The organism is Arthrobacter sp. 10L424 (assembly GCF_056395325.1).
The window spans coordinates 184,194-203,350 of the sequence record NZ_JBFTJH010000004.1; the positions used below are offsets into that span (position 1 = coordinate 184,194).

Below are 19,157 nucleotides of genomic sequence, written 5' to 3' on the forward strand. Positions count from 1 at the left end.
TAGTCGTCAGCCCAGCGCGAATACCGCCCCGCACAGCACCGATCGGCACTATTCTGAAACTGCCGAACCTCTAAAGGAGACCATGACCAGCCAGCCCAACACCGGACCCGATTCAGCATCCCAAGACATGAGTCCTGCGGAAATCCAGGCTGTCATCGACCGGATCCTCGCCAAGGACACTCCTGCCCGGAAGGCAGCCCCGGCCGCCGGTGATCCCGCTTCGGTGCTCGGCAAAGCGCAGGCGATCTCCCGGCTGGACGAGGAGCACAGCACCTACGACGGCGACCAGCAGGACCTCGCGGAACGGCACGCCCTGCGCCGCACCGCCGGGTTGTCCACCGAGCTCGAAGACGTCACCGAAGTCGAATACCGGCAGCTGCGGCTCGAGCGCGTCGTGCTGGCCGGCCTTTGGACGGAAGGGACCCTTGCCGACGCCGAGAACTCCCTCCGGGAACTCGCCGCGCTGGCCGAGACCGCCGGTTCGGAGGTCCTGGACGGTATCGTCCAGCGCCGCCAGAAGCCCGATCCGGGCACCTTCCTCGGCTCCGGCAAGGCGCAGGAACTCAAGGACATCGTGATGTCCACGGGCGCGGACACCGTCGTCGTCGACGCCGAACTGGCGCCGTCCCAGCGCCGCAGCCTGGAAGACATCGTCAAGGTCAAGGTCATCGACCGCACGGCCCTGATCCTGGACATCTTTGCCCAGCACGCCAAGAGCCGCGAGGGCAAGGCCCAGGTGGAACTGGCCCAGCTCGAATACCTGCTCCCGCGCCTGCGCGGCTGGGGTGACTCGATGTCCCGCCAGGCCGGTGGCCAGGTGGGCGGTGCCGGTGCGGGTATGGGTTCGCGCGGTCCGGGTGAAACCAAGATCGAACTGGACCGCCGCCGGATCCGCACCCGGATGGCCAAGCTTCGGCGTGAAATCGCCGCAATGAAGCCGGCCCGGGAGACCAAGCGCGCCAACCGCCGTCGTAATTCCGTGCCGTCCGTGGCGATCGCCGGGTACACCAACGCCGGTAAGTCCTCGCTCCTGAACCGGCTGACCGACGCCGGTGTCCTGGTGGAGAACGCCCTGTTCGCCACCCTGGACCCGACGGTCCGCAAGGCCGAAACCTCAGACGGGCTGGGCTACACCCTTGCCGACACCGTGGGGTTCGTCCGGTCGCTGCCGACCCAGCTTGTGGAGGCGTTCCGCTCCACCCTGGAGGAGGTTGCCGATTCGGACCTGATCCTGCACGTCGTGGACGTCTCGCACCCGGATCCGGAAGGCCAGATCGCTGCCGTCCGCAAGGTGTTCAGCGAAGTCGACGCCCGCAAGGTGCCCGAAATCATCGTCCTGAACAAGGCCGACGCCGCGGATCCCTTCGTGATCGAGCGGCTGAAGCAGCGCGAACCGCGCCACGTGGTGGTGTCGGCGCGCACCGGCGAAGGCATCCCGGAGCTACTCAAGGCCATCAGTGAAGGCATTCCGCGGCCCAGCGTGAAGCTGGAGCTGCTCATCCCCTACAACCGCGGGGACCTGATCAGCAAGCTGCACGAAGCCGACGCCGAGATCCTCAGCCTCGACCACGAGGAAGCGGGAACCCGCGCCGTCGTAATGGTGCGCGAGGGACTGGCCGCTGAACTGGATTCGTTCATCAGCAATGACTGAGGCAGCGGTGACCGGGGCGGACACAGGCACGGGCGACCCGGCGGGGGAGGACGACGCAGGAACCGGGGCTGCAGGAACCGGGGCTGCAGGAACGGACGCCGGAGAACGTCCGGCACGTTCGGGCGGCAGGACCGGCGGGGAGTTCGTTATCGAACTCCTCGACCGGGCCGTGTCCGGGATGGGCGGCCAGAGCCGCGACGGCCAGCACGAAATGGCCCGGCAGGTGGCGCAGGCGATTGACAGCGGCGACCACCTGCTGGTCCAGGCCGGCACCGGCACCGGCAAGTCACTCGCCTACCTGATCCCCCTGATCGCCCATTCGCTCGTCAGCGACAAGCCCACGCTGGTCTCCACGGCCACGCTGGCACTGCAGACCCAGATCGTGGGCCGTGACCTGCCCCGGCTGCTGAAGACCATCACCCCGGCGCTCGACCGGCCCGTCAAAGTCGCCCTCGTCAAGGGCCGGTCCAACTACGTGTGCCGCCACAAGCTCGAAGGCGGCTTCCCCTCCGAAGAACCGTCGGAGGGCCAGCTCTTCTCGCTCGGCGAGGACACCTCCGTGCCGCACTTCGCCGCGGCCATGGGCGGTCCGTCCTCCCAGCTCGGCAAGGAGGTCGTCCGGCTGCGCGAGTGGGCCGAGGACACCGTGACAGGGGACCGCGACGAACTCCTGCCCGGCGTCACGGACCGCGCCTGGCGGCAGGTCTCCGTCACCTCCATGGAGTGCCTCGGCGCGCAGAAATGCCCCCTGGCAGCCGAATGCTTCAGCGAACTGGCCCGGCAAAACGCCGCGGACGCCGACGTCGTGGTCACCAACCACGCGATGCTGGCCGTCAGCGCCTTCGAAGGCCTCGCCGTGCTGCCGGAATACGACGTCGTGGTGGTCGATGAAGCCCACGAGCTCCAGGACCGCGTGACCGGCGCCGTGTCCGGCCAGCTTTCTGTGGCCATGGTGCACGCCGCCGCGTCCGGGGCACGGAAGCACGCCGGCATCACCGTGGACGCGCTGAACAACGCCGCATCCAACCTCGAACTTGCCATTGAGGGCGTCCCCAGCGGGCTTATGCCCAACGGCCTCAACAGCGAACAGCTGGACTGCGTGGACCAGTTGCGGGACGCCTGCCGCGCCGCGCTCTCGGATTCCAAGGGGGACAGCGCGAACACGGCCGACGGCGGCCGCCAGCTCGCGCGCTCCCGGCTCATGGTGATCCTGGAACTCTGTGAACGGCTGCTGGCAGCACGCGAGAACCGCGAAGTGGTCTGGTTTTCCCGCAACAGCACCTTCGACCCGCAGCAGGGCTACTCCCAGCCCGACGAGTCCGCCCCGGCGCTGGTCAATATCGCCCCGCTCAGCGTTGCCGGGCGGCTCCGCGAGGGCCTGTTCGCGGACCACACGGTCATCCTCACCTCGGCCACCCTGGCGATCGGGTCCGCTTTCGAACCTGCTGCCGGCGGCCTGGGCCTGGTGGGTCCAGGCGCCCCGAGCTGGACCGGCGTCGACGTCGGCTCTCCGTTCGAATACCCCAAGCAGGGCATCCTGTACGTTGCCAAGCATCTGCCCAAGCCCGGCCGCGGCACGTCCCCGGAAGCGCTCGACGAACTCGAGAAGCTGATCCGGGCCTCCGGCGGCGGGGCGCTGTGCCTTTTCTCGTCGCGGCGCGCCGCCGAGGACGCTGCCGAGGCCTTGCGGCCACGGCTGGACATGAGCATCCTCTGCCAGGGGGATTCCACCATGACGGCGCTGGTGAAGCAGTTCGCCGACGAGCCGGACACCTGCCTCTTCGGCACCATGTCCCTGTGGCAGGGCGTCGACGTGCCGGGGACCTCCTGCCGCCTCGTAGTGATCGACCGGATCCCGTTCCCGCGGCCCGACGATCCCCTGATGACGGCGCGGTCCCGGGCCGTGGCCCAGGCCGGCGGCAACGGCTTCATGAGTGTTTCCGCGACCCACGCTGCCATCCGTCTGGCCCAGGGCGCGGGCCGACTGATCCGCACGACGACGGACAAGGGTGTGGTGGCTGTGCTGGACTCGCGGCTGTCCACCGAACGCTACGGGGGATTCCTCCGCGCCGCCCTGCCGCCGTTCTGGCCCACCACGGACCCCGCCATCGCCGTCGCGGCTCTGGAGCGGCTCGCGAAGGAATCAGGGCAGCCCGCCACGTAGCCCCGCCGGGTTGGGACCCTGCCGGGACATGTGACCGGGCCGGGATGCGGGTCCCCGCGGCGTCCGCGGATTTTCCGGGACCCTGCCGCCGCCGGGGTGCCAGTAACCGGGAGGAACGCGAAAGGCCCCGTCCGGCGTGAACTGGTCAACGCCGGCGGGGCCGTGTTCGCAGGGACTGGGCAGCTCTGAGCTGCCGGGAGGTTCAGTCCTAGAGGGAGCGCAGCACCGAGACGACTTTGCCCATAATGACGGCATGATCGCCGAGGATGGGCTCGTACTGGGTATTCTGCGGCAGCAGCCAGGTGTGGCCGTCACGCTGGCGGAAGGTCTTCACTGTTGCCTCGTCATCCAGCAGGGCGGCCACAATGTCACCATTGACAGCATCGCCCTGCCTGCGCACCACCACCCAGTCACCGTCGCAGATGGCCGCATCGATCATCGAGTCACCGGCGACCTTGAGCATAAAGAGCTCGCCGTGGCCCACCAGCTGGCGGGGCAGGGGCATAACGTCCTCAACCACCTGGTCGGCCAGGATCGGTCCGCCCGCGGCGATCCGGCCCACCAACGGCACCATGGCGGTATCCGTGGCACTGGCCAGCTCCGAAACAGACAAGCCGCCGACACTGCGCAGGCCGCTGGACTTCTCGACGCCTGAAATTTTCGCGGTTCCCTCATCGAGGGTCAACGGCATCAGCACTTCCATGGCCCGAGGGCGCTTGGGATCACGCCGCAAGTAGCCGAGCTTCTCGAGCTGCGAAAGCTGGTGGGTCACGCTGGAAAGGCTCGCGAGGCCCACCGTGTCGCCGATTTCGCGCATGGACGGCGGGTACCCGTTGTCCGTCACGGAGCGCTGGATGGTCTCCAGAATCTTCTTTTGCCGGACGGTAAGGCTCTTGGGTGGCCGGGCTGCCTGCGGGCTCCGCTGGGTGGCCCTGCCGCCAGTGGCTTGTGCTGCCATGTTCGCCAACGCCTTTCCGTTCCGCCCGGCCGCTGTGGCTGCAGCTGCCGGGAACTTCCGGCCTGAAATGTCAGACCCTGCTGATCAACTGCAGAAGTGGTTGTTCTTTGACTCAAACGTAGGCCAGCCACACAGCTTTTTCAAACATTTGTTCTAGCGAGTCTCGACAATGTTCGTCAATAAGTGCTAAAACAGAACTAGCAAGATTCGAATATGTGTTCTAGTTTGGCGCAGTTCGGTTGGAACAGGTTATTCGTCTCTTTGTTCGAAGGTCAGGCCGGTTGGCGGCGGGTACGTGGAGTACGCCGGGCGGCACAGTATGGTCCAGGAGGGCTCAGTTCATGTCAGCATCAAGCGCGTTTCACGACACTTTCGGCCGCGACTCATTCGGCGACTATGGCCGGCCCGGCACCGGCAGCGGCACAGGTCAGCCCGGCCAGTCCGGCCCCAGCGGTCGTGCCGAACAGGCAAAGCAGGCGCCGCTTAAGCTCACCCGGCGGGGGCGCTTCGTCTTCATTGGGGTGCCGCTCATCCTGCTGGCCGCACTGGTTCTCTCCTTCAGCGGATTCCTCAACGCCCCGGCAAAGGCGGCGGACTCTGCCGCCGAGCTGTCGTTGACACCCACAGTCTCGGTAACGGTGCAGCCCGGCGAATCCTTGTGGGCCATCGCCGAGGCAGTGGCGCCCGAGCGCGATCCCCGCGACGTCGTCGCCGACATCATCCAGCTGAACAACCTCGAGGCCGCCCGCGTCGTGCCGGGCCAGGCGCTCTTCATTCCGTCCAACTAGTTCGTTCCGGCCAGGCAGCTCCATCCAGATAGCTCAGGGGTCCCGTCGCTTGAGGGTCTCGAGGCGTTCCGCAGGGCGCCGACAGCCCCGCAAAGCGTCACAGTTTCCGGGCCCGCCGCGAACTCACTTAAACTGGACAAGTGACTGACCAGTTAGAGCGCCTGAACCGACTTCCCCTCCGGACCAACCTGCGGGGCCTGACCCCCTACGGGGCACCGCAGCTGGACGTCCCCATCCTGCTCAACGTCAACGAGAACACCCACGGCGTCCCGGCCGACGTCCTCGCGGCCATCTCCGACGCCGTCACCATTGCCGCCGCCGGACTGAACCGCTATCCGGACCGCGAATTCACGGAACTGCGGGAGGCGCTGGCCGAATACCTCGGGCACGGACTGGCCGCGGACAACATCTGGGCCGCGAACGGCTCCAACGAGGTTCTCCAGCAGATCCTCCAGGCCTTCGGCGGTCCCGGCCGCACCGCCCTTGGTTTCCCTCCCACATACTCCATGTACCCGCTGCTGGCTTCCGGCACGGACACCGGGTACATCGCCGGGATCCGCGCCGATGACTACGGGCTCAGTGCCGAGTCGGCCGCCCGGCAGGTCCGCGAACTCCAGCCGAACATCGTGTTCCTCTGCTCCCCGAACAACCCCACCGGCACCGGGCTTGGCCTGGACGTCGTCGAGGCTGTCTACGAGGCCGGCGAGGCCAGCCAGACCATCGTTATCGTCGATGAGGCCTACCACGAGTTCGCCCACAACGGCACGCCCAGCGCGCTGACGCTGCTGCCCGGCCGGGAACGGCTGATCGTTTCGCGCACCATGAGCAAGGCCTTCGCCCTGGCCGGAGCCCGTGTCGGCTACATGGCGGCAGCCCCGGAGGTCACCGACGCCCTGCGCCTGGTCCGGCTCCCGTACCACCTCTCGGCCATCACCCAGGCGACAGCCCTGGCCGCCCTGCACCACCGGGTCGCGCTGATGGCCGACGTCGAGGACATCAAGCGGCAGCGCGACAGGATCGTGGCCGAACTGCAGCGGATGGGCCTCAAGCCTGCCGCCTCCGACTCGAACTATGTCTTCTTCGGCGGTCTGGACAACCCGCACGAGGTCTGGCAGGAACTGCTGGATGCCGGGGTGCTCATCCGCGACGTCGGCATTCCCGGGCACCTTCGTGTCACCGCCGGGACTGAGACGGAAACCACAGCCTTCCTCGAAGCCCTCGAGCGGATCCTGGCCGGCCGCGCAGTGCAGCGCGCCTAGACTTAACCCAGGACATCCACCCTGCCCTGTTCGCCGGGCACCGTCGTCATCCAAAGGACACCCACATGAGCACCACCGGAACAACCGCTGCCGAGGGCCGGACCGCACGCATGGAACGGACCACCAGCGAGTCATCGGTGCTGGTCGAGATCAACCTGGACGGCACCGGCGTCTCGGACATCAGCACCTCGGTCCCGTTCTACGACCACATGCTGACGGCGCTGAGCAAGCACTCCCTGATCGACATGACGGTCAAGGCCACCGGCGACACACACATCGACGTCCACCACACGGTCGAGGACGTTGCGATCACCTTCGGCGAGGTCCTGCGCACCGCCCTCGGAAACAAGGCCGGGATCCGCCGCTTCGGCGAAGCCACAGTGCCCCTCGACGAAGCCCTCGCGCACGCCGTCGTCGATGTCTCCGGCCGCCCGTACCTCGTGCACGGCGGAGAACCGGCAGGCCAGGAGTACCACCTGATCGGCGGACACTTCACCGGTTCCCTCACCCGCCACGTCTTCGAGGCGATCACCCTGCACGCCGGCATCTGCCTGCACATGAACGTCACCGCCGGCCGGGACCCGCACCACATCGTCGAGGCCCAGTTCAAGGCCTTCGCCCGCGCCCTGCGCGCCGCCGTCGAACCGGACCCGCGCGTCGAGGGCATTCCCTCCACCAAGGGTGCGCTGTGACCGGCAAAGTGCTGAAGGACGGCGCCATCATCGACCCCGACGCCGGCGCGAAGCCGGCGTCGCCCGAGGGCAAGCCGACCGTCACGGTCCTCGACTACGGCTCCGGCAACGTCCGCTCCGCCGTCCGCGCCCTCGAGCGTGCCGGTGCCGAAGTGATCCTCAGTTCCAAGCCGCAGGACGTGCTCAACGCCGACGGCCTCGTGGTGCCCGGCGTCGGTGCGTTCGAAACGGTGATGCGCGAGCTCAAAGCCGTCGACGGGATCCGCATGATCGGCCGCCGCGTGGCCGGCGGCCGGCCGGTCCTGGCCATCTGCGTCGGCCTCCAGGTCCTGTTCGAGGCCGGCGTCGAGCACGGCACCGAAGCCGAAGGAATGGGGGAGTGGCCCGGGAAGGTCGAACTCCTTCCCGCCGATGTCGTGCCGCACATGGGCTGGAACACCGTATCCGTCCCGGAAGGCTCCAAGCTGTTCGCCGGCGTCGAAGACGAACGCTTCTACTTTGTGCACTCCTACGGGGTCCAGCAGTGGGACTTCGACGTCATCCAGCCGCGGATGGCGGCGCCCCTGGTCACCTGGTCCGAGCACGGTGCCCCGTTCATCGCGGCCGTGGAAAACGGCCCGCTGTGCGCCACACAGTTCCACCCCGAAAAGTCCGGCGACGCCGGGGCGCACCTGCTGCGCAACTGGGTTGAGAGCCTGCGGGACCGCTCCCGGGCCGCGGAATCAGCGGCCCCGGACTCAGTGCGCGCAGAAGCCGTGCCGTCCGACGCCACTCTGTCCGACGCCGCCCCGGAAGCCGGGACCGCCTAGATGTGGTCCATCGTGCTGATGGGCCTCGCCGGGCTGCTCGTCGGCGGAGCGCTGTCCTTCCGCCAGCAGAAGAGCCCGCGCTGGGTCCAGATCGTGTTTTACGTCCTGGCCGGGATGGCGCTGCTGGCCGCCTACCTCCTGACCCTGCCTGCCGCCTGACCACCCGCAGCGCCCCGACCACCTGCCGTCCCTGAAGAGCTGAGGATCCACGATGACCACCGAAACCCCGCTGCCCGTGCTCGAGCTGCTGCCCGCCGTCGACGTCGTCAACGGCCAGGCCGTGCGCCTCGTCCAGGGCGAGGCCGGCAGCGAGACGAGCTACGGCACGCCGCTGGAGGCTGCACTCAACTGGCAGCAGCAGGGCGCCGAATGGGTCCACCTCGTGGACCTCGACGCCGCCTTCGGCAGGGGCTCCAACGCCGAACTGCTGCGCGAAGTGGTCGGCCGGCTGGACATCAAGGTGGAACTGTCCGGCGGCCTGCGCGACGACGAGTCCCTCGAGAAGGCACTGGACCTGGGCGTGGCCCGCGTGAACCTGGGCACCGCGGCACTGGAGAACCCAGAGTGGACCGCCCGGGTGATCGAGCGCTTCGGCGACAAGATCGCCGTCGGGCTGGACGTCCGCGGCACCACGCTGGCCGGCCGCGGCTGGACCAAGGAAGGCGGCGACCTCTGGGAGGTCCTCGGACGCCTCGAGGAGGCCGGTTGCTCCCGCTACGTCGTCACCGACGTCACCAAGGACGGCACCCTCCAGGGCCCTAACGTCGAACTGCTGCGCCAGATGGTGGAAAAGACCGGCAAACCCGTCGTCGCCTCAGGCGGGATCTCCAGCCTCGAGGACCTCAAGGTCCTGCGTTCCCTCGTGCCGCTCGGCGTCGAAGGCGCCATCGTCGGCAAGGCCCTCTACAACGGCAACTTCACGCTGCCCGAGGCCCTCGACGTCGCCGGCCGCCGCTAGGAAAGCCCGCAGCATGGAGCACCGGCCCACGGGCGGCAACGCAGCTGACAACCACGTCCCAACACGCCAGTTGCCCGGACACATCGCCGCAGCCCTGGCGGGCGCCGGGGGAGCGACCGACTCTGCGGGCCAACCGTGGGCGGGGCGCAGTCTGTCCGGCGAGGACGCTACGATCCACAACTTCGAGGACGACGACGGCACCCCCGAGGCCGGCTACCTCGCCGCGCTGGCTGCCCTCGAAGCGGGCGACGGCGATGAGGCTGCGGTGGTGGCATCGCTCGCTACGGCGCGGGTGTTTGTGCCGATCATCGCCACACTCGCCGAAGAAGGCGAAGGTGCCGGCGGCCTGCACTCCGACAAGCAGGCGGACATGGCGCTCGTAACCCTCAAGGCCCCCGACGGCCGGACAGCGATGCCCGTCTTCACCTCTGCGGCTTCACTCGAGGCCTGGCATCCCGAGGCGCGCCCGGTAGCCGTATACGCGGCCCGCGCTGCACTCTCCGCGGTCGCCGAGGGGGCGGAACTGCTCGTGCTCGACCCCGGGTCCGCTATCACCTTTGTGGTGCGCCGGCCCGCGGTGTGGGCCCTTGCCCAGCAGCGGGACTGGACGCCGTCGTACGCTGATCCCGAGCTCGCCCGGAACCTCGGCGAGGCCGCAGTTGGCTTTCCCGCGGTCCGCCGTGTTGAAATTCATCGGGGCGGGGGAGTTGCCGCGGTTACGGCCGAGGGAAGGCAGCTCCCGGGCGGAGGCTCCGGCCCGGAGCTCCGCGTGGTGCTCTACCTTGAAGACGGACTCGACGCCGCCGGCGTCCAGTCCATCGTGTCCGGCCTCAACAACGCCTGGGCACGGAATGAAATATTTGCTGAGCGGGTTGACTCGATCGAGGTCAAATTGCAGCGCGCAGCACAGTAGCTGACGGTCGGCCGGGGACATCCTGGGTGCTGCCGGGGGCAGTACCAGAAGGAAATAGTTTCGTGAACTTCGCGCTTTACCGGGATCTGCTGGCCGTCCGGCCCATCAGGCGGCTCCTGCTGGTCGGGATGGTTGCCCGCATACCGCACTCCGCGGCCGGGGTCCTCCTGACCCTGCACATTGTCCTGACCCTCGGCCAGGGCTACGCCGCCGCCGGCGCCGCCGCCGCCGTGATGACCATCGGCATCGCCGTTGGCGCACCCTGGCGCGGCCGGCGCGTTGACACCGTCGGCCTGCGGCGGGCGCTCATCCCGTCCGTCATCTCCGAAGCCGTCATCTGGTCCGTTGTGCCGCACGTGTCCTACGAGGTCCTGCTGCCGCTGGTCTTCGTGGGCGGCCTGCTGACGCTGCCCATCTTCAGCGTGGTGCGCCAGTCCCTCGGCGTCCTCGCCACAGGTGAGCAGCGGCGCACGGCGTTCGCCCTCGACGCCATCTCCACCGAACTGGTCTTTATGATCGGCCCCGCGGCCGGCGCGCTCGTCGCCACGGCCGGGTTCTCGGTCCTGGGACTGACCATCATTGGCATCGCCACCTCGGTGTCCGGACTCTTCCTGATGTGGTTCAACCCGCCGACCCGCAGCGCCGAGCCTGTCCCTGGGTCTGAACCAGCGTCCGACGCCGAGTCCGATGCGGCGTTTGAGGCAGGCCAGCAGGAGGGCGCCGAAGTCGCCGTCGTCGCCGCTGCCCCGGCCCACCTGCAGGAAGCCGCCGCCGAGCTCGCCCCGCTGGCCGCCGCCGGGGAAAGGCGCCAGCAACGCGCCGGGCTGCGGCAGAAGGTCGTCCACAACTTCGCCTGGTTCACGTCAGCCGTGGCCGCCGTCTTCGCCGTCGCGGCCGGGGCCGGCATGGTCCTCAGCGGCACCGACGTCGGAATTGTGGCCGCCCTCGAATCCGGCGGGCACCAGGCCGAGATCGGGCTGGTGTTCCTCTTCTGGTGCGCGGCCTCGGTGGTCGGCGGCCTCATCTACGGCGCCATGCACCGGCCCATCTCACCGATCCTGCTGCTGCTGGGCATGTCTGCGCTGACCATTCCGATGGCGTTTGCGCAGGACACCTGGACCCTGTGCCTGCTCTCGCTCCTGCCGGGCCTGCTGTGCGCGCCCGTGCTGTCGGCAGCCTCCGAAAAGGTCGCCGAACTCGTCGATGAGCGGCGCCGCGGCGAAGCGATGGGCTGGTACGGCTCGGCCCTCACCGGGGGTGTGGCCCTCGGGGCGCCACTCGCCGGGGTCTTCATCGACGGCGTGGGCCCCTGGGCCGGATTCGTGGCCGTGGGGCTGGGCGGCGTCGTGCTGTGCCTCGTGGGGCTCGCGCTGCAGCACCTACGCCGGCGGCGGCTCGCCGCAGCCTGAGGCAACCGGGGGCCTCGCCGCCGGCACCCGTAACGCCACGGGCGTTAACGACGGCGGCGGCGGACTGACCGAAGTGGTCCGTCCGCCGCCGCGTTGTAGCTTGTGCCGCGTTGTAACTGGGGTTGGGGTCTAGTTGACCGGGCCGGTGTACTTCTCGCCCGGGCCCTTGCCGGGAGCGTCCGGAAGGATGGACTCCTCGCGGAAGGCCAACTGGAGGGACCGCAGTCCGTCGCGCAACGGTCCGGCGTGCTGGGAACCGATCTCGGGAGCCGCGGCAGTGACCAAGCCGGCAAGGGCCGTGATCAGCTTGCGGGCCTCGTCCAGGTCCTTGAGCTCCTCGGCGTTCTCCTCGGCGGCGAGGCCAAGCTTCACGGCGGCGGCGCTCATGAGGTGCACGGCAGCGGTGGTGATGACCTCGATCGCGGGCACCTCGGAGATGTCCCGGATCTGCTGTGAAACGTCGCCCTGGGTGCTGGCGGGCTCGTAAACGTGTGAATTACTGTCTGAAGTGCTCATGCTGGTAAGCTTGTCACAGACCGACTGATTGTCGTTATTTCGTTCCGGATTCAGATCTAGCTTTAGATTGACCGGAGCGTTATGACAGCCGGAACCCGTCTGCAGCCAACATGCTAGCCATGCAGGTGCGCCGGACGGGATTTCTTCTGTAGAATCGACTTTCAGTTTGCAAGCGGAGTTCTCTCCCACCCGCGTCAGCCGCTCTCCTTCGGGAAGCTTCGGAAGAAGCAAGGTTGCCGGGTACCTGGTCGGGCATTCTTCCCGGGCGCCAGCCCTGGCAGGATGCATGCCGCCTCACGCGAGGCAGGTAGTTCCGATCTTCGAGGCCTTCGATTGCTCCGGCAATTGGGGGCCTTCTCTTTTTGCCGGTGGAATACCCCTCACGAACACAGGAGCTTTAACATTAGCGAGCCAAGAATCAATGAGCGTATCCGCGTCCCCGAGGTGCGGCTGGTCGGCCCTGCAGGCGAGCAAGTAGGCGTTGTCCGTATTGAGGATGCCCTGCGTTTGGCTGCCGAGTCCGATCTTGATCTCGTTGAAGTTGCACCGCAGGCCAAGCCTCCGGTGTGCAAGCTGATGGACTTCGGCAAGTACAAGTACGAAGCCGCGGTCAAGGCACGCGAAGCCCGGAAGAACCAGACCAACACGGTTCTGAAGGAAATCCGCTTCCGCCTGAAGATCGACACCCACGACTACGAGACGAAGCGCGGCCACGCGCTCCGCTTTCTCGGTGCCGGTGACAAGGTCAAGGCCATGATCCAGTTCCGCGGCCGTGAGCAGCAGCGCCCCGAGATGGGCATCCGCTTGCTCCAGCGCTTCGCCGAGGACGTCTCCGAAGTCGGCGTCGTGGAGTCCAGCCCGCGCATCGATGGCCGCAACATGGTCATGGTGGTCGGCCCCCTGAAGAACAAGGCCGAAGCCAAGGCAGAGGCCCGCCGCGCATCGCAGCGTGCGGAAGCCAAGGCCGAGAACGAAGCCAAGGCTTCCGGTGGAGGCCGCGTTGACACGTCCGGCCCCGAGGCGCCCCTGACGCAGTCGCTGGCCGACCTGCTGCCGGAGGGCTACCAGGTCCGGACTGAGGCGCCCGAGGCTGAGGTAACCGTAACGGAAGCTCCCGCCGCGGAAGCCGCCGTCGAGGCCTCGGCCGAAACGGTTGAGGCCGATAAGGCTGAAGCCGCGGAGGCCAAGGTCGAGGAAGCCCCGGCTCAGAAGGCTCCCGTCGAGGCAGCGCCGAAGCAGGAGGCCGCCAAGGCTCCGAAGGCCGCTCCGAAGCGCGAAGCCCCCAAGGCCGAGGCTCCGAAGGCCGCTGCCAGGCCGGCAGCAGCCAAGGCGCCCGCAGCGCCCAAGGCCGCCGCCAAGGCTCCGGAAGCCGCGAAGGCTCCCGAGGCTGAAAAGGCCGCTCCGGCGGCAGCACCGAAGCCGGTTGCTGCTCCGAAGCCGGTACCGCGTCCCGCGGCGCCGAAGCCTGCTGCAAGGCCGGCTGCCCCGAAGGCCGCCGCCAAGCCGGCAGCCAAGAAGACCAACTAGTTCAGGGCTGCCGGACAGCAATGTCCGGCAGCAAGCAACCAGCATGCCGCCCGCAGGGGCGGCTGCACGAAAGACTGCAGGCCTTGTCTGCGGATACGTAAGGAGATCGGTTCCCATGCCGAAGATGAAGACCCACAGTGGTGCTAAGAAGCGCTTCAAGCTGACCGGCAGCGGCAAGCTGCGCCGCCAGCAGGCCAACCGCCGCCACTACCTCGAGCACAAGTCCTCCAGGCTGACCCGCCGCCTCGCCGGCGACAAGATCGTCTTCAAGGGCGACGCCAAGGTCATCCGGAAGATGCTCGGCATCTAAGTTCCAAGTTCTCTGACTGTCTGCCACCTGGCGGCAGTCAACTACCAAAAAGGCTTCTCAGGCCAGCCGGTTGATCCGGCAGTAGATGCTTGGGATCAGATTTTCGAAGGAGTACGCACGTGGCACGTGTGAAGAGGGCGGTCAACGCCCACAAGAAGCGCCGGGTTATTCTTGAGCGCGCAAAGGGCTACCGTGGACAGCGTTCACGCCTGTACCGCAAGGCCAAAGAGCAGCTGCTGCACTCGTTTGTGTACAGCTACGGCGACCGCAAGAAGAAGAAGGGCGACTTCCGTCGCCTCTGGATCCAGCGCATCAACGCTGCATCCCGCGCCAACGGCCTGACCTACAACCGTCTGATCCAGGGCCTCAAGGCCGCTGAGGTCGAGGTTGACCGCCGTATGCTGGCCGAGCTTGCCGTTTCCGACGCCAACGCCTTCGCCGCGCTGGTCAAGATCGCCAAGGACTCGCTGCCCGCCGACACGTCCGCTCCGGCCGTCCAGGCTGAGGCTGCACCGGCCGCGAAGAAGCCGGCCGCCAAGAAGGCTCCCGCCAAGAAGCCGGCCGCCAAGAAGGCCGCCGCTGACGAGGCTGCCAAGTAATACCCCGAACCACGTCGTTCAAGAACCGGCCGCGAAAGCTACTAAGGTTCTTATATGAACGAAACCGGGCGCCCGCAAGACTTTGTACTTTCCAATCCTCGAGCTGATCGGGTGAGGAAGGTGGCACAGCTTGCCGGGCGCCCGGCGCGTTTAAAGCGCCGCGAGTTCCTGGCCGAGGGGCCGCAGGCGGTCCGGGAAGCCCTTGTGCTGCACCAGAAGAGGGTTGCCGCGGGGGAGTCCGGCGTCGTCTATGAGGTCTACGCGAGCGAGTCGTGCCTGGACCGGCACCCGGATCTGGAGGCCCTTGCGGAGGGCACCACCGCCTACCTCGCCACCGACGAGGTGCTCGCCGCGATGGCGGACACGGTCACCCCGCAGGGCATTCTCGCCGTCTGCGGCTTCCTGGATGTGAGCCTAGATCAGGTGCTCGACGCCGGTCCTCGGCTGATTGCCGTGCTCTGCCAGGTCCGGGACCCCGGCAATGCCGGCACCGTGCTCCGGGCGGCCGACGCGGCCGGAGCGGACGCCGTCATCCTGACCGCCTCCAGCGTCGACATCTACAACCCCAAGGCCGTCCGCTCGACGGCGGGATCCCTCTTCCACCTGCCCGTGGTGCTCGGCGTCGACGTCGATGAACTGGCGGCCCGGTGCAAGGAACGCGGAATCGGAGTCCTCGCCGCGGACGGCCAGGGCCAGCTGAACCTCGATGCTTTGCAGGACCAGAACGCTGCGCGCCGGCTCGGTGCAGCCTCGACGGGTTCGGAGTACGCCCTGGAGAGCCCCACGGCGTGGCTTTTCGGGAACGAGGCGCAGGGCCTCTCCGAGGAAGAGCTCGCCCTGGCGGACCACCGGGTGGCTGTGCCCGTCTACGGGGCGGCTGAGAGCCTCAACCTGGGCACGGCGGCCACTGTCTGCCTCTATGCCAGCGCCCGCTCGCAGCAGGACGGCGGAGCCCCGCGAGGGTAGATCCGCGCGGGCCGGACCGGTGCAGACGGGCGGGCCGGCAGCCGGACGCGGAAGGGCGCAAAAAAAATACGGCGGGGGTCCACCGAAAGGTGGGCTCCCGCCGTCGTATCCCGGCGGTCAGGTCGTGGTCTTGTTGCGTCCTGTGATGGCGCCGTAGACAAGGGCAACCACGAGGCCGCCGACAATGGCAAGAAGCCAGGAACCGAGGTTCCAGAATTCCATCTTGCCGCCGCCGAACAGCAGGTCGCCGATCCAGCCGCCGACAACTGCGCCGACAACACCGAGCACGAGGCTGGTCACCCAGCCGCCTCCGACCCTGCCAGGCATGACTGCCTTTACTATTGCACCTACTATGAGTCCGAGAATGATCCAGCCTAGAAAGCCCATTGCTCCTCCTACATATTCGTCGGCATCCAAATAGTGGATTCCGATTATGGCTTCAAGCTAACATAGGCCGGTTTGCTTGTCAGCAGGCTCACACCCAATCGTTACTTGCCCGGTGACCTGCGCCGTTGCGGGTGGAAGCCGGGTTCATGCCGGGTCCACGCCGGGCGCTGCCGGGCGCCGCCGGCGTCTGGTGCGGCGCTGGTGCGGTGCTGTTTTTTCGGTCCTCTCTGCTGTGCCGCCGGTGATGAGCTGCGCACTGCTTTGCCGGGGCGATAACGGGTACCGTGTCTCTTGTGGGCACAGGCACGGGCCGGAGCCCACCACCGGCTCGAACCCCTAAGGAGAAGCTCCCTTGGCTGCAAACGGCGGTACTAAGGCGATTGTTGCGGCGCTGGCCGCGAACCTGACGATTGCCGCGCTGAAATTCGTCGCCTACTTCCTGACGCTTTCCTCATCGATGCTGGCCGAAGCGATCCACTCACTCGCGGACTCCGGCAACCAGCTCCTGCTGCTGGTGGGCGGCAAACGGGCGAAGCGGGCGGCGAGCCCGGAGCATCCCTTCGGCTACGGACGCGAGCGCTACATCTACGCCTTTATCGTCTCGATCGTGCTGTTCAGCGTCGGCGGCCTCTTCGCCCTGTATGAAGCGTGGGGAAAGCTCCAAGACCCCCACGCCATCGAGGGGGCGTTCTGGTGGGTCCCGCTCGCCGTACTCATCGGCGCCATCATCGCCGAGTCCTTCTCATTCCGGACCGCGATCACCGAATCCAACCCCATCCGCGGCAAGCAGAGCTGGGTCAAGTTCGTCCGCAGTGCCAAACAGCCGGAGCTGCCGGTCATCCTCCTCGAGGATTTCGGCGCCCTCGTGGGCCTGGCCTTCGCCCTCTTCGGCGTGAGCCTGACGCTCATCACCGGGAACGGCGTCTGGGACGCCCTGGGCACGGCGATGATCGGGTTCCTGCTCGTGGCTATCGCCGCCGTGCTGGCCGTGGAAACGAAGTCCCTGCTGCTCGGCGAATCCGCAACGAAGGACGACGTCGTCAAGATCCGGGCGGCCATCGAGTCCGATGGCACTTCGATCATCCACCTCAAGACCCTGCACCTGGGCCCGGAAGAACTGCTGGTTGCTGCCAAGATCAGCATCGGCCGCTCGGAGACGGGCCAGGAAATCGCCAAGGCGATCGACGACGCCGAGACCCGGATCCGCGAGGCTGTGCCGATCGCCCGGGTCATCTACCTGGAGCCGGATGTTCAGCGCGTCAGTGCGCCATAACCGGAGGCTGGGCCCGCCGTTAGGGCGACCAACAGTTCTGAAGGGGCCGCCGGTCCGGCAGCCGCCACGCGGCTATCGGACCAGCGGCCTCTTGCGTTCCACGAGTCCGCTGATGACGGCGACGCCGAGGCCCAGGAGGGCCAGTACGGCCCCGACGAGGGCGGGCGCGACGTAGCCCCAGCCCCACGCGATGACGAGGCCGCCGAGGAAGGCGCCGAGGGCGTTGGCCACGTTGAGGGCCGCGTGGTTGAGCGAGGAGGCCAGCGAGGGCGCATCCGGTGAAGCATCAAGCAGCCGGGTCTGCAGGGCCGGGACCAGCAGGGAACCGGCGCCGCCGACGACGAAGACCATGACATAGGCGGACCACGGCCAGTGCACAGCCACGGCATAGACCACGAGTGCCACGGCAATGCCGGGCAGCACCCAGTAGATGGTGCCCATCACGGACTTGTCAGCGATCCGGCCGCCGACGATGTTGCCGGCCACCATGCCCAGCCCGTACAGCGCGACGACGAGCGGGAGCCAGGCGGCGGGAATGCCCGCCACGGAGGTCATCGTGTGCGCAATGTACGTGTACGTGGCGAAGAAACCGCCGAAGCCGACGATGCCGATCAGGATTGCCAGCCAGACCTGAAGCCGCTTGAGGGCGCCCAGTTCGCGGCGGAAGCTGGCATCGGCGTGGGGTTTCTGGAACGGGACGAATTTCCAGAGCATCACCAGGGTGAGGAGGCCGATCACGCCTACCAGCAGGAAGAGCAGCCGCCAGCCGTACGTCTGGCCCAGCCAGGTGCCGAACGGGACGCCGATGACGTTGGAGACGGTCAGGCCGGCCATGACCATCGAGATGGCCCAGCCGCGTTTGGTCGGAGCGACCAGTGACGCCGCGATCACGGCCGCGACGCCGAAGAACGCCCCGTGCGGCAGGCCCGCGGCGAAGCGGGACACGAGCATGGTGCCGTAGTCCGGGGCGATGAACGACGTCAGGTTCGCGATGCTGAAGAACAGCATGAGCCCCAGGGCAAGGTACTTGCGCGGCATTTTGGCGCCGACGGCGGCCAGCAGCGGGGCCCCGATCACGACGCCGAGCGCATAGGCGGAGATCAGGTGTCCCGCTTCCGGGGTGCTGATGTTGAGCCCCTGCTCCACCTCCTTGAGCAGGCCCATCATGGTGAACTCCGTGGTGCCGATGCCGAATCCGCCCATGGCGAGGGCAAGGATGGCGAGGGCAAGGTGCCGGGTGCCGGTCTTGGGCGTGGCCGGGGCTTGTGTGGTGGTTGTCATTCGTCTGCTTTTCGGGAACGTTCCCGGCGGGAGCCAGGGGGATGCGGCAAATTAAATCTGATGTGTGGGTTGATTGCTGTAACGGGGCGGACGCGCTCGATATTCCGGGTACTCAGGACGGCGTCGGCCCATTCCATTGTCCCCTAACCCTGGGCCGCCCCTAGACTTGGAGGCGTGACTGGACTCATTGGCGTTGTCGGCGGAGCACTACTGGACTCTTTGGCCGAACCCGGCCGGCTGCTCGTGGCGCGGCGGACGGCGCCTCCTCACTTTGCCGGAATGTGGGAGTTCCCCGGCGGCAAGATCGAGACCGGGGAGACAGCCGAACAGGCCCTGCACCGCGAGCTGCTCGAAGAGCTTGGGGTGAGCGTCCGGCTCGGCGCCGAACTGGACAGCGGGTCCGCCGGCGGCTGGCCGCTGAACGAGCGCGCCGCCATGCGTGTTTGGTTCGCCGAACTCCGTGACGGCGATCCGCACCCGCTGCAGGACCACGATGAGCTGCGCTGGGTCAACCTCCGGAACCGCAACGAGGTGCTGGGCCTGCCCTGGATTCCGGCTGACCTGCCGATCGTCGAGGCGTTGCTGGACAGGCTTTCCGTGGCCGACTCCACGGCCGTGTCCGCGCACTGAACGGCTAGCTTGCGGGCCGCCGCGGCCCCACCTCTCGCCAAAGCGTGAAGCATGGAACTACGCTGAA

The 19,157-nt window shown here is 67.6% G+C and carries 20 protein-coding genes; 16 read left to right on the top strand and 4 right to left on the bottom strand.

The window, feature by feature from the left end; translation table 11 throughout:
* Positions 1-82 precede the first annotated feature (82 nt).
* Together hflX and AC1DC5_RS10620 are read left to right on the top strand one after the other, a co-directional pair.
* Positions 83-1,651 (top strand): GTPase HflX, encoded by a 1,569-nt coding sequence (gene hflX, locus AC1DC5_RS10615; RefSeq protein ID WP_441405442.1) that lies wholly within the window; start codon positions 83-85, stop codon positions 1,649-1,651.
* Entirely contained in the window at positions 1,644-3,815 is a 2,172-nt protein-coding gene (locus AC1DC5_RS10620) for an ATP-dependent DNA helicase (protein WP_441405441.1), read from the top strand. Before hflX ends, AC1DC5_RS10620 begins: the two co-directional genes overlap by 8 nt.
* A gap of 208 nt (positions 3,816-4,023) precedes the next feature.
* Here AC1DC5_RS10620 and lexA read toward each other — a convergent pair whose 3' ends face one another.
* Positions 4,024-4,773: a transcriptional repressor LexA gene (lexA, locus tag AC1DC5_RS10625; protein ID WP_441405440.1), complete on the bottom strand. Its 750-nt coding sequence runs from the start codon at positions 4,771-4,773 to the stop codon at positions 4,024-4,026.
* Positions 4,774-5,114: 341 nt separating this feature from the next.
* On the opposite strand from lexA, the gene AC1DC5_RS10630 reads away from it, so the two are divergent.
* The 8 genes from AC1DC5_RS10630 to AC1DC5_RS10665 all read left to right on the top strand — a co-directional run bounded on the left by AC1DC5_RS10630 (position 5,115) and on the right by AC1DC5_RS10665 (position 11,601).
* Positions 5,115-5,561, top strand: coding sequence for a LysM peptidoglycan-binding domain-containing protein (locus AC1DC5_RS10630; RefSeq protein ID WP_476865090.1), 447 nt, complete (start codon positions 5,115-5,117; stop codon positions 5,559-5,561).
* Between the two features lie 140 nt (positions 5,562-5,701).
* Entirely contained in the window at positions 5,702-6,820 is a 1,119-nt protein-coding gene (locus AC1DC5_RS10635) for a histidinol-phosphate transaminase (RefSeq protein ID WP_441405438.1), read from the top strand.
* 65 nt (positions 6,821-6,885) lie between these two features.
* Positions 6,886-7,512 (top strand): imidazoleglycerol-phosphate dehydratase HisB, encoded by a 627-nt coding sequence (hisB, locus tag AC1DC5_RS10640; protein WP_441405437.1) that lies wholly within the window; start codon positions 6,886-6,888, stop codon positions 7,510-7,512.
* Positions 7,509-8,321 (top strand): imidazole glycerol phosphate synthase subunit HisH, encoded by an 813-nt coding sequence (gene hisH, locus AC1DC5_RS10645; RefSeq protein ID WP_441405436.1) that lies wholly within the window; start codon positions 7,509-7,511, stop codon positions 8,319-8,321. Before hisB ends, hisH begins: the two co-directional genes overlap by 4 nt.
* Positions 8,322-8,480, top strand: a complete 159-nt coding sequence (locus AC1DC5_RS10650; RefSeq protein ID WP_186329225.1) for a hypothetical protein — start codon at positions 8,322-8,324, stop codon at positions 8,478-8,480. It begins immediately after the preceding gene.
* Positions 8,481-8,532: 52 nt separating this feature from the next.
* On the top strand, positions 8,533-9,279 hold the full coding sequence (gene priA / locus AC1DC5_RS10655; protein WP_441405435.1) for a bifunctional 1-(5-phosphoribosyl)-5-((5-phosphoribosylamino)methylideneamino)imidazole-4-carboxamide isomerase/phosphoribosylanthranilate isomerase PriA: 747 nt from the start codon (positions 8,533-8,535) through the stop codon (positions 9,277-9,279).
* A gap of 13 nt (positions 9,280-9,292) precedes the next feature.
* Positions 9,293-10,192, top strand: coding sequence for an SseB family protein (locus tag AC1DC5_RS10660; RefSeq protein WP_441405434.1), 900 nt, complete (start codon positions 9,293-9,295; stop codon positions 10,190-10,192).
* Between the two features lie 62 nt (positions 10,193-10,254).
* Positions 10,255-11,601: an MFS transporter gene (locus AC1DC5_RS10665; protein ID WP_441405433.1), complete on the top strand. Its 1,347-nt coding sequence runs from the start codon at positions 10,255-10,257 to the stop codon at positions 11,599-11,601.
* 129 nt (positions 11,602-11,730) lie between these two features.
* On the opposite strand, the gene AC1DC5_RS10670 is transcribed toward AC1DC5_RS10665, so the two are convergent.
* Entirely contained in the window at positions 11,731-12,117 is a 387-nt protein-coding gene (locus tag AC1DC5_RS10670; RefSeq protein ID WP_476865091.1) for a DUF1844 domain-containing protein, read from the bottom strand.
* Positions 12,118-12,561: 444 nt separating this feature from the next.
* Between AC1DC5_RS10670 and infC the strand changes: the two genes are divergently transcribed.
* From infC to AC1DC5_RS10690, 4 genes are all read left to right on the top strand, one after another.
* A complete protein-coding gene (infC, locus tag AC1DC5_RS10675; protein WP_476865092.1) occupies positions 12,562-13,644 on the top strand; it encodes a translation initiation factor IF-3 in 1,083 nt (360 codons plus the stop codon).
* 115 nt (positions 13,645-13,759) lie between these two features.
* Positions 13,760-13,954: a 50S ribosomal protein L35 gene (gene rpmI, locus AC1DC5_RS10680; protein WP_009358635.1), complete on the top strand. Its 195-nt coding sequence runs from the start codon at positions 13,760-13,762 to the stop codon at positions 13,952-13,954.
* 119 nt (positions 13,955-14,073) lie between these two features.
* Positions 14,074-14,553, top strand: coding sequence for a 50S ribosomal protein L20 (gene rplT / locus AC1DC5_RS10685; protein WP_441405430.1), 480 nt, complete (start codon positions 14,074-14,076; stop codon positions 14,551-14,553).
* Positions 14,554-14,607: 54 nt separating this feature from the next.
* On the top strand, positions 14,608-15,519 hold the full coding sequence (locus tag AC1DC5_RS10690; RefSeq protein ID WP_476865093.1) for a TrmH family RNA methyltransferase: 912 nt from the start codon (positions 14,608-14,610) through the stop codon (positions 15,517-15,519).
* A gap of 117 nt (positions 15,520-15,636) precedes the next feature.
* Here AC1DC5_RS10690 and AC1DC5_RS10695 read toward each other — a convergent pair whose 3' ends face one another.
* Positions 15,637-15,906 (bottom strand): GlsB/YeaQ/YmgE family stress response membrane protein, encoded by a 270-nt coding sequence (locus tag AC1DC5_RS10695; protein ID WP_223985465.1) that lies wholly within the window; start codon positions 15,904-15,906, stop codon positions 15,637-15,639.
* Positions 15,907-16,258: 352 nt separating this feature from the next.
* Here AC1DC5_RS10695 and AC1DC5_RS10700 point away from each other — a divergent pair, with 352 nt between their 5' ends.
* On the top strand, positions 16,259-17,179 hold the full coding sequence (locus tag AC1DC5_RS10700) for a cation diffusion facilitator family transporter (RefSeq protein WP_476865094.1): 921 nt from the start codon (positions 16,259-16,261) through the stop codon (positions 17,177-17,179).
* Between the two features lie 72 nt (positions 17,180-17,251).
* Here the strand turns inward: AC1DC5_RS10700 and AC1DC5_RS10705 are convergent, their stop codons facing one another.
* Positions 17,252-18,460, bottom strand: coding sequence for an MFS transporter (locus AC1DC5_RS10705; protein WP_476865095.1), 1,209 nt, complete (start codon positions 18,458-18,460; stop codon positions 17,252-17,254).
* Between the two features lie 174 nt (positions 18,461-18,634).
* On the opposite strand from AC1DC5_RS10705, the gene AC1DC5_RS10710 reads away from it, so the two are divergent.
* Positions 18,635-19,090 carry a (deoxy)nucleoside triphosphate pyrophosphohydrolase gene (locus AC1DC5_RS10710; protein ID WP_476865096.1) on the top strand — a complete coding sequence of 152 codons (456 nt, stop codon included), beginning with the start codon at positions 18,635-18,637 and terminating at the stop codon, positions 19,088-19,090.
* Positions 19,091-19,157 lie beyond the last annotated feature (67 nt).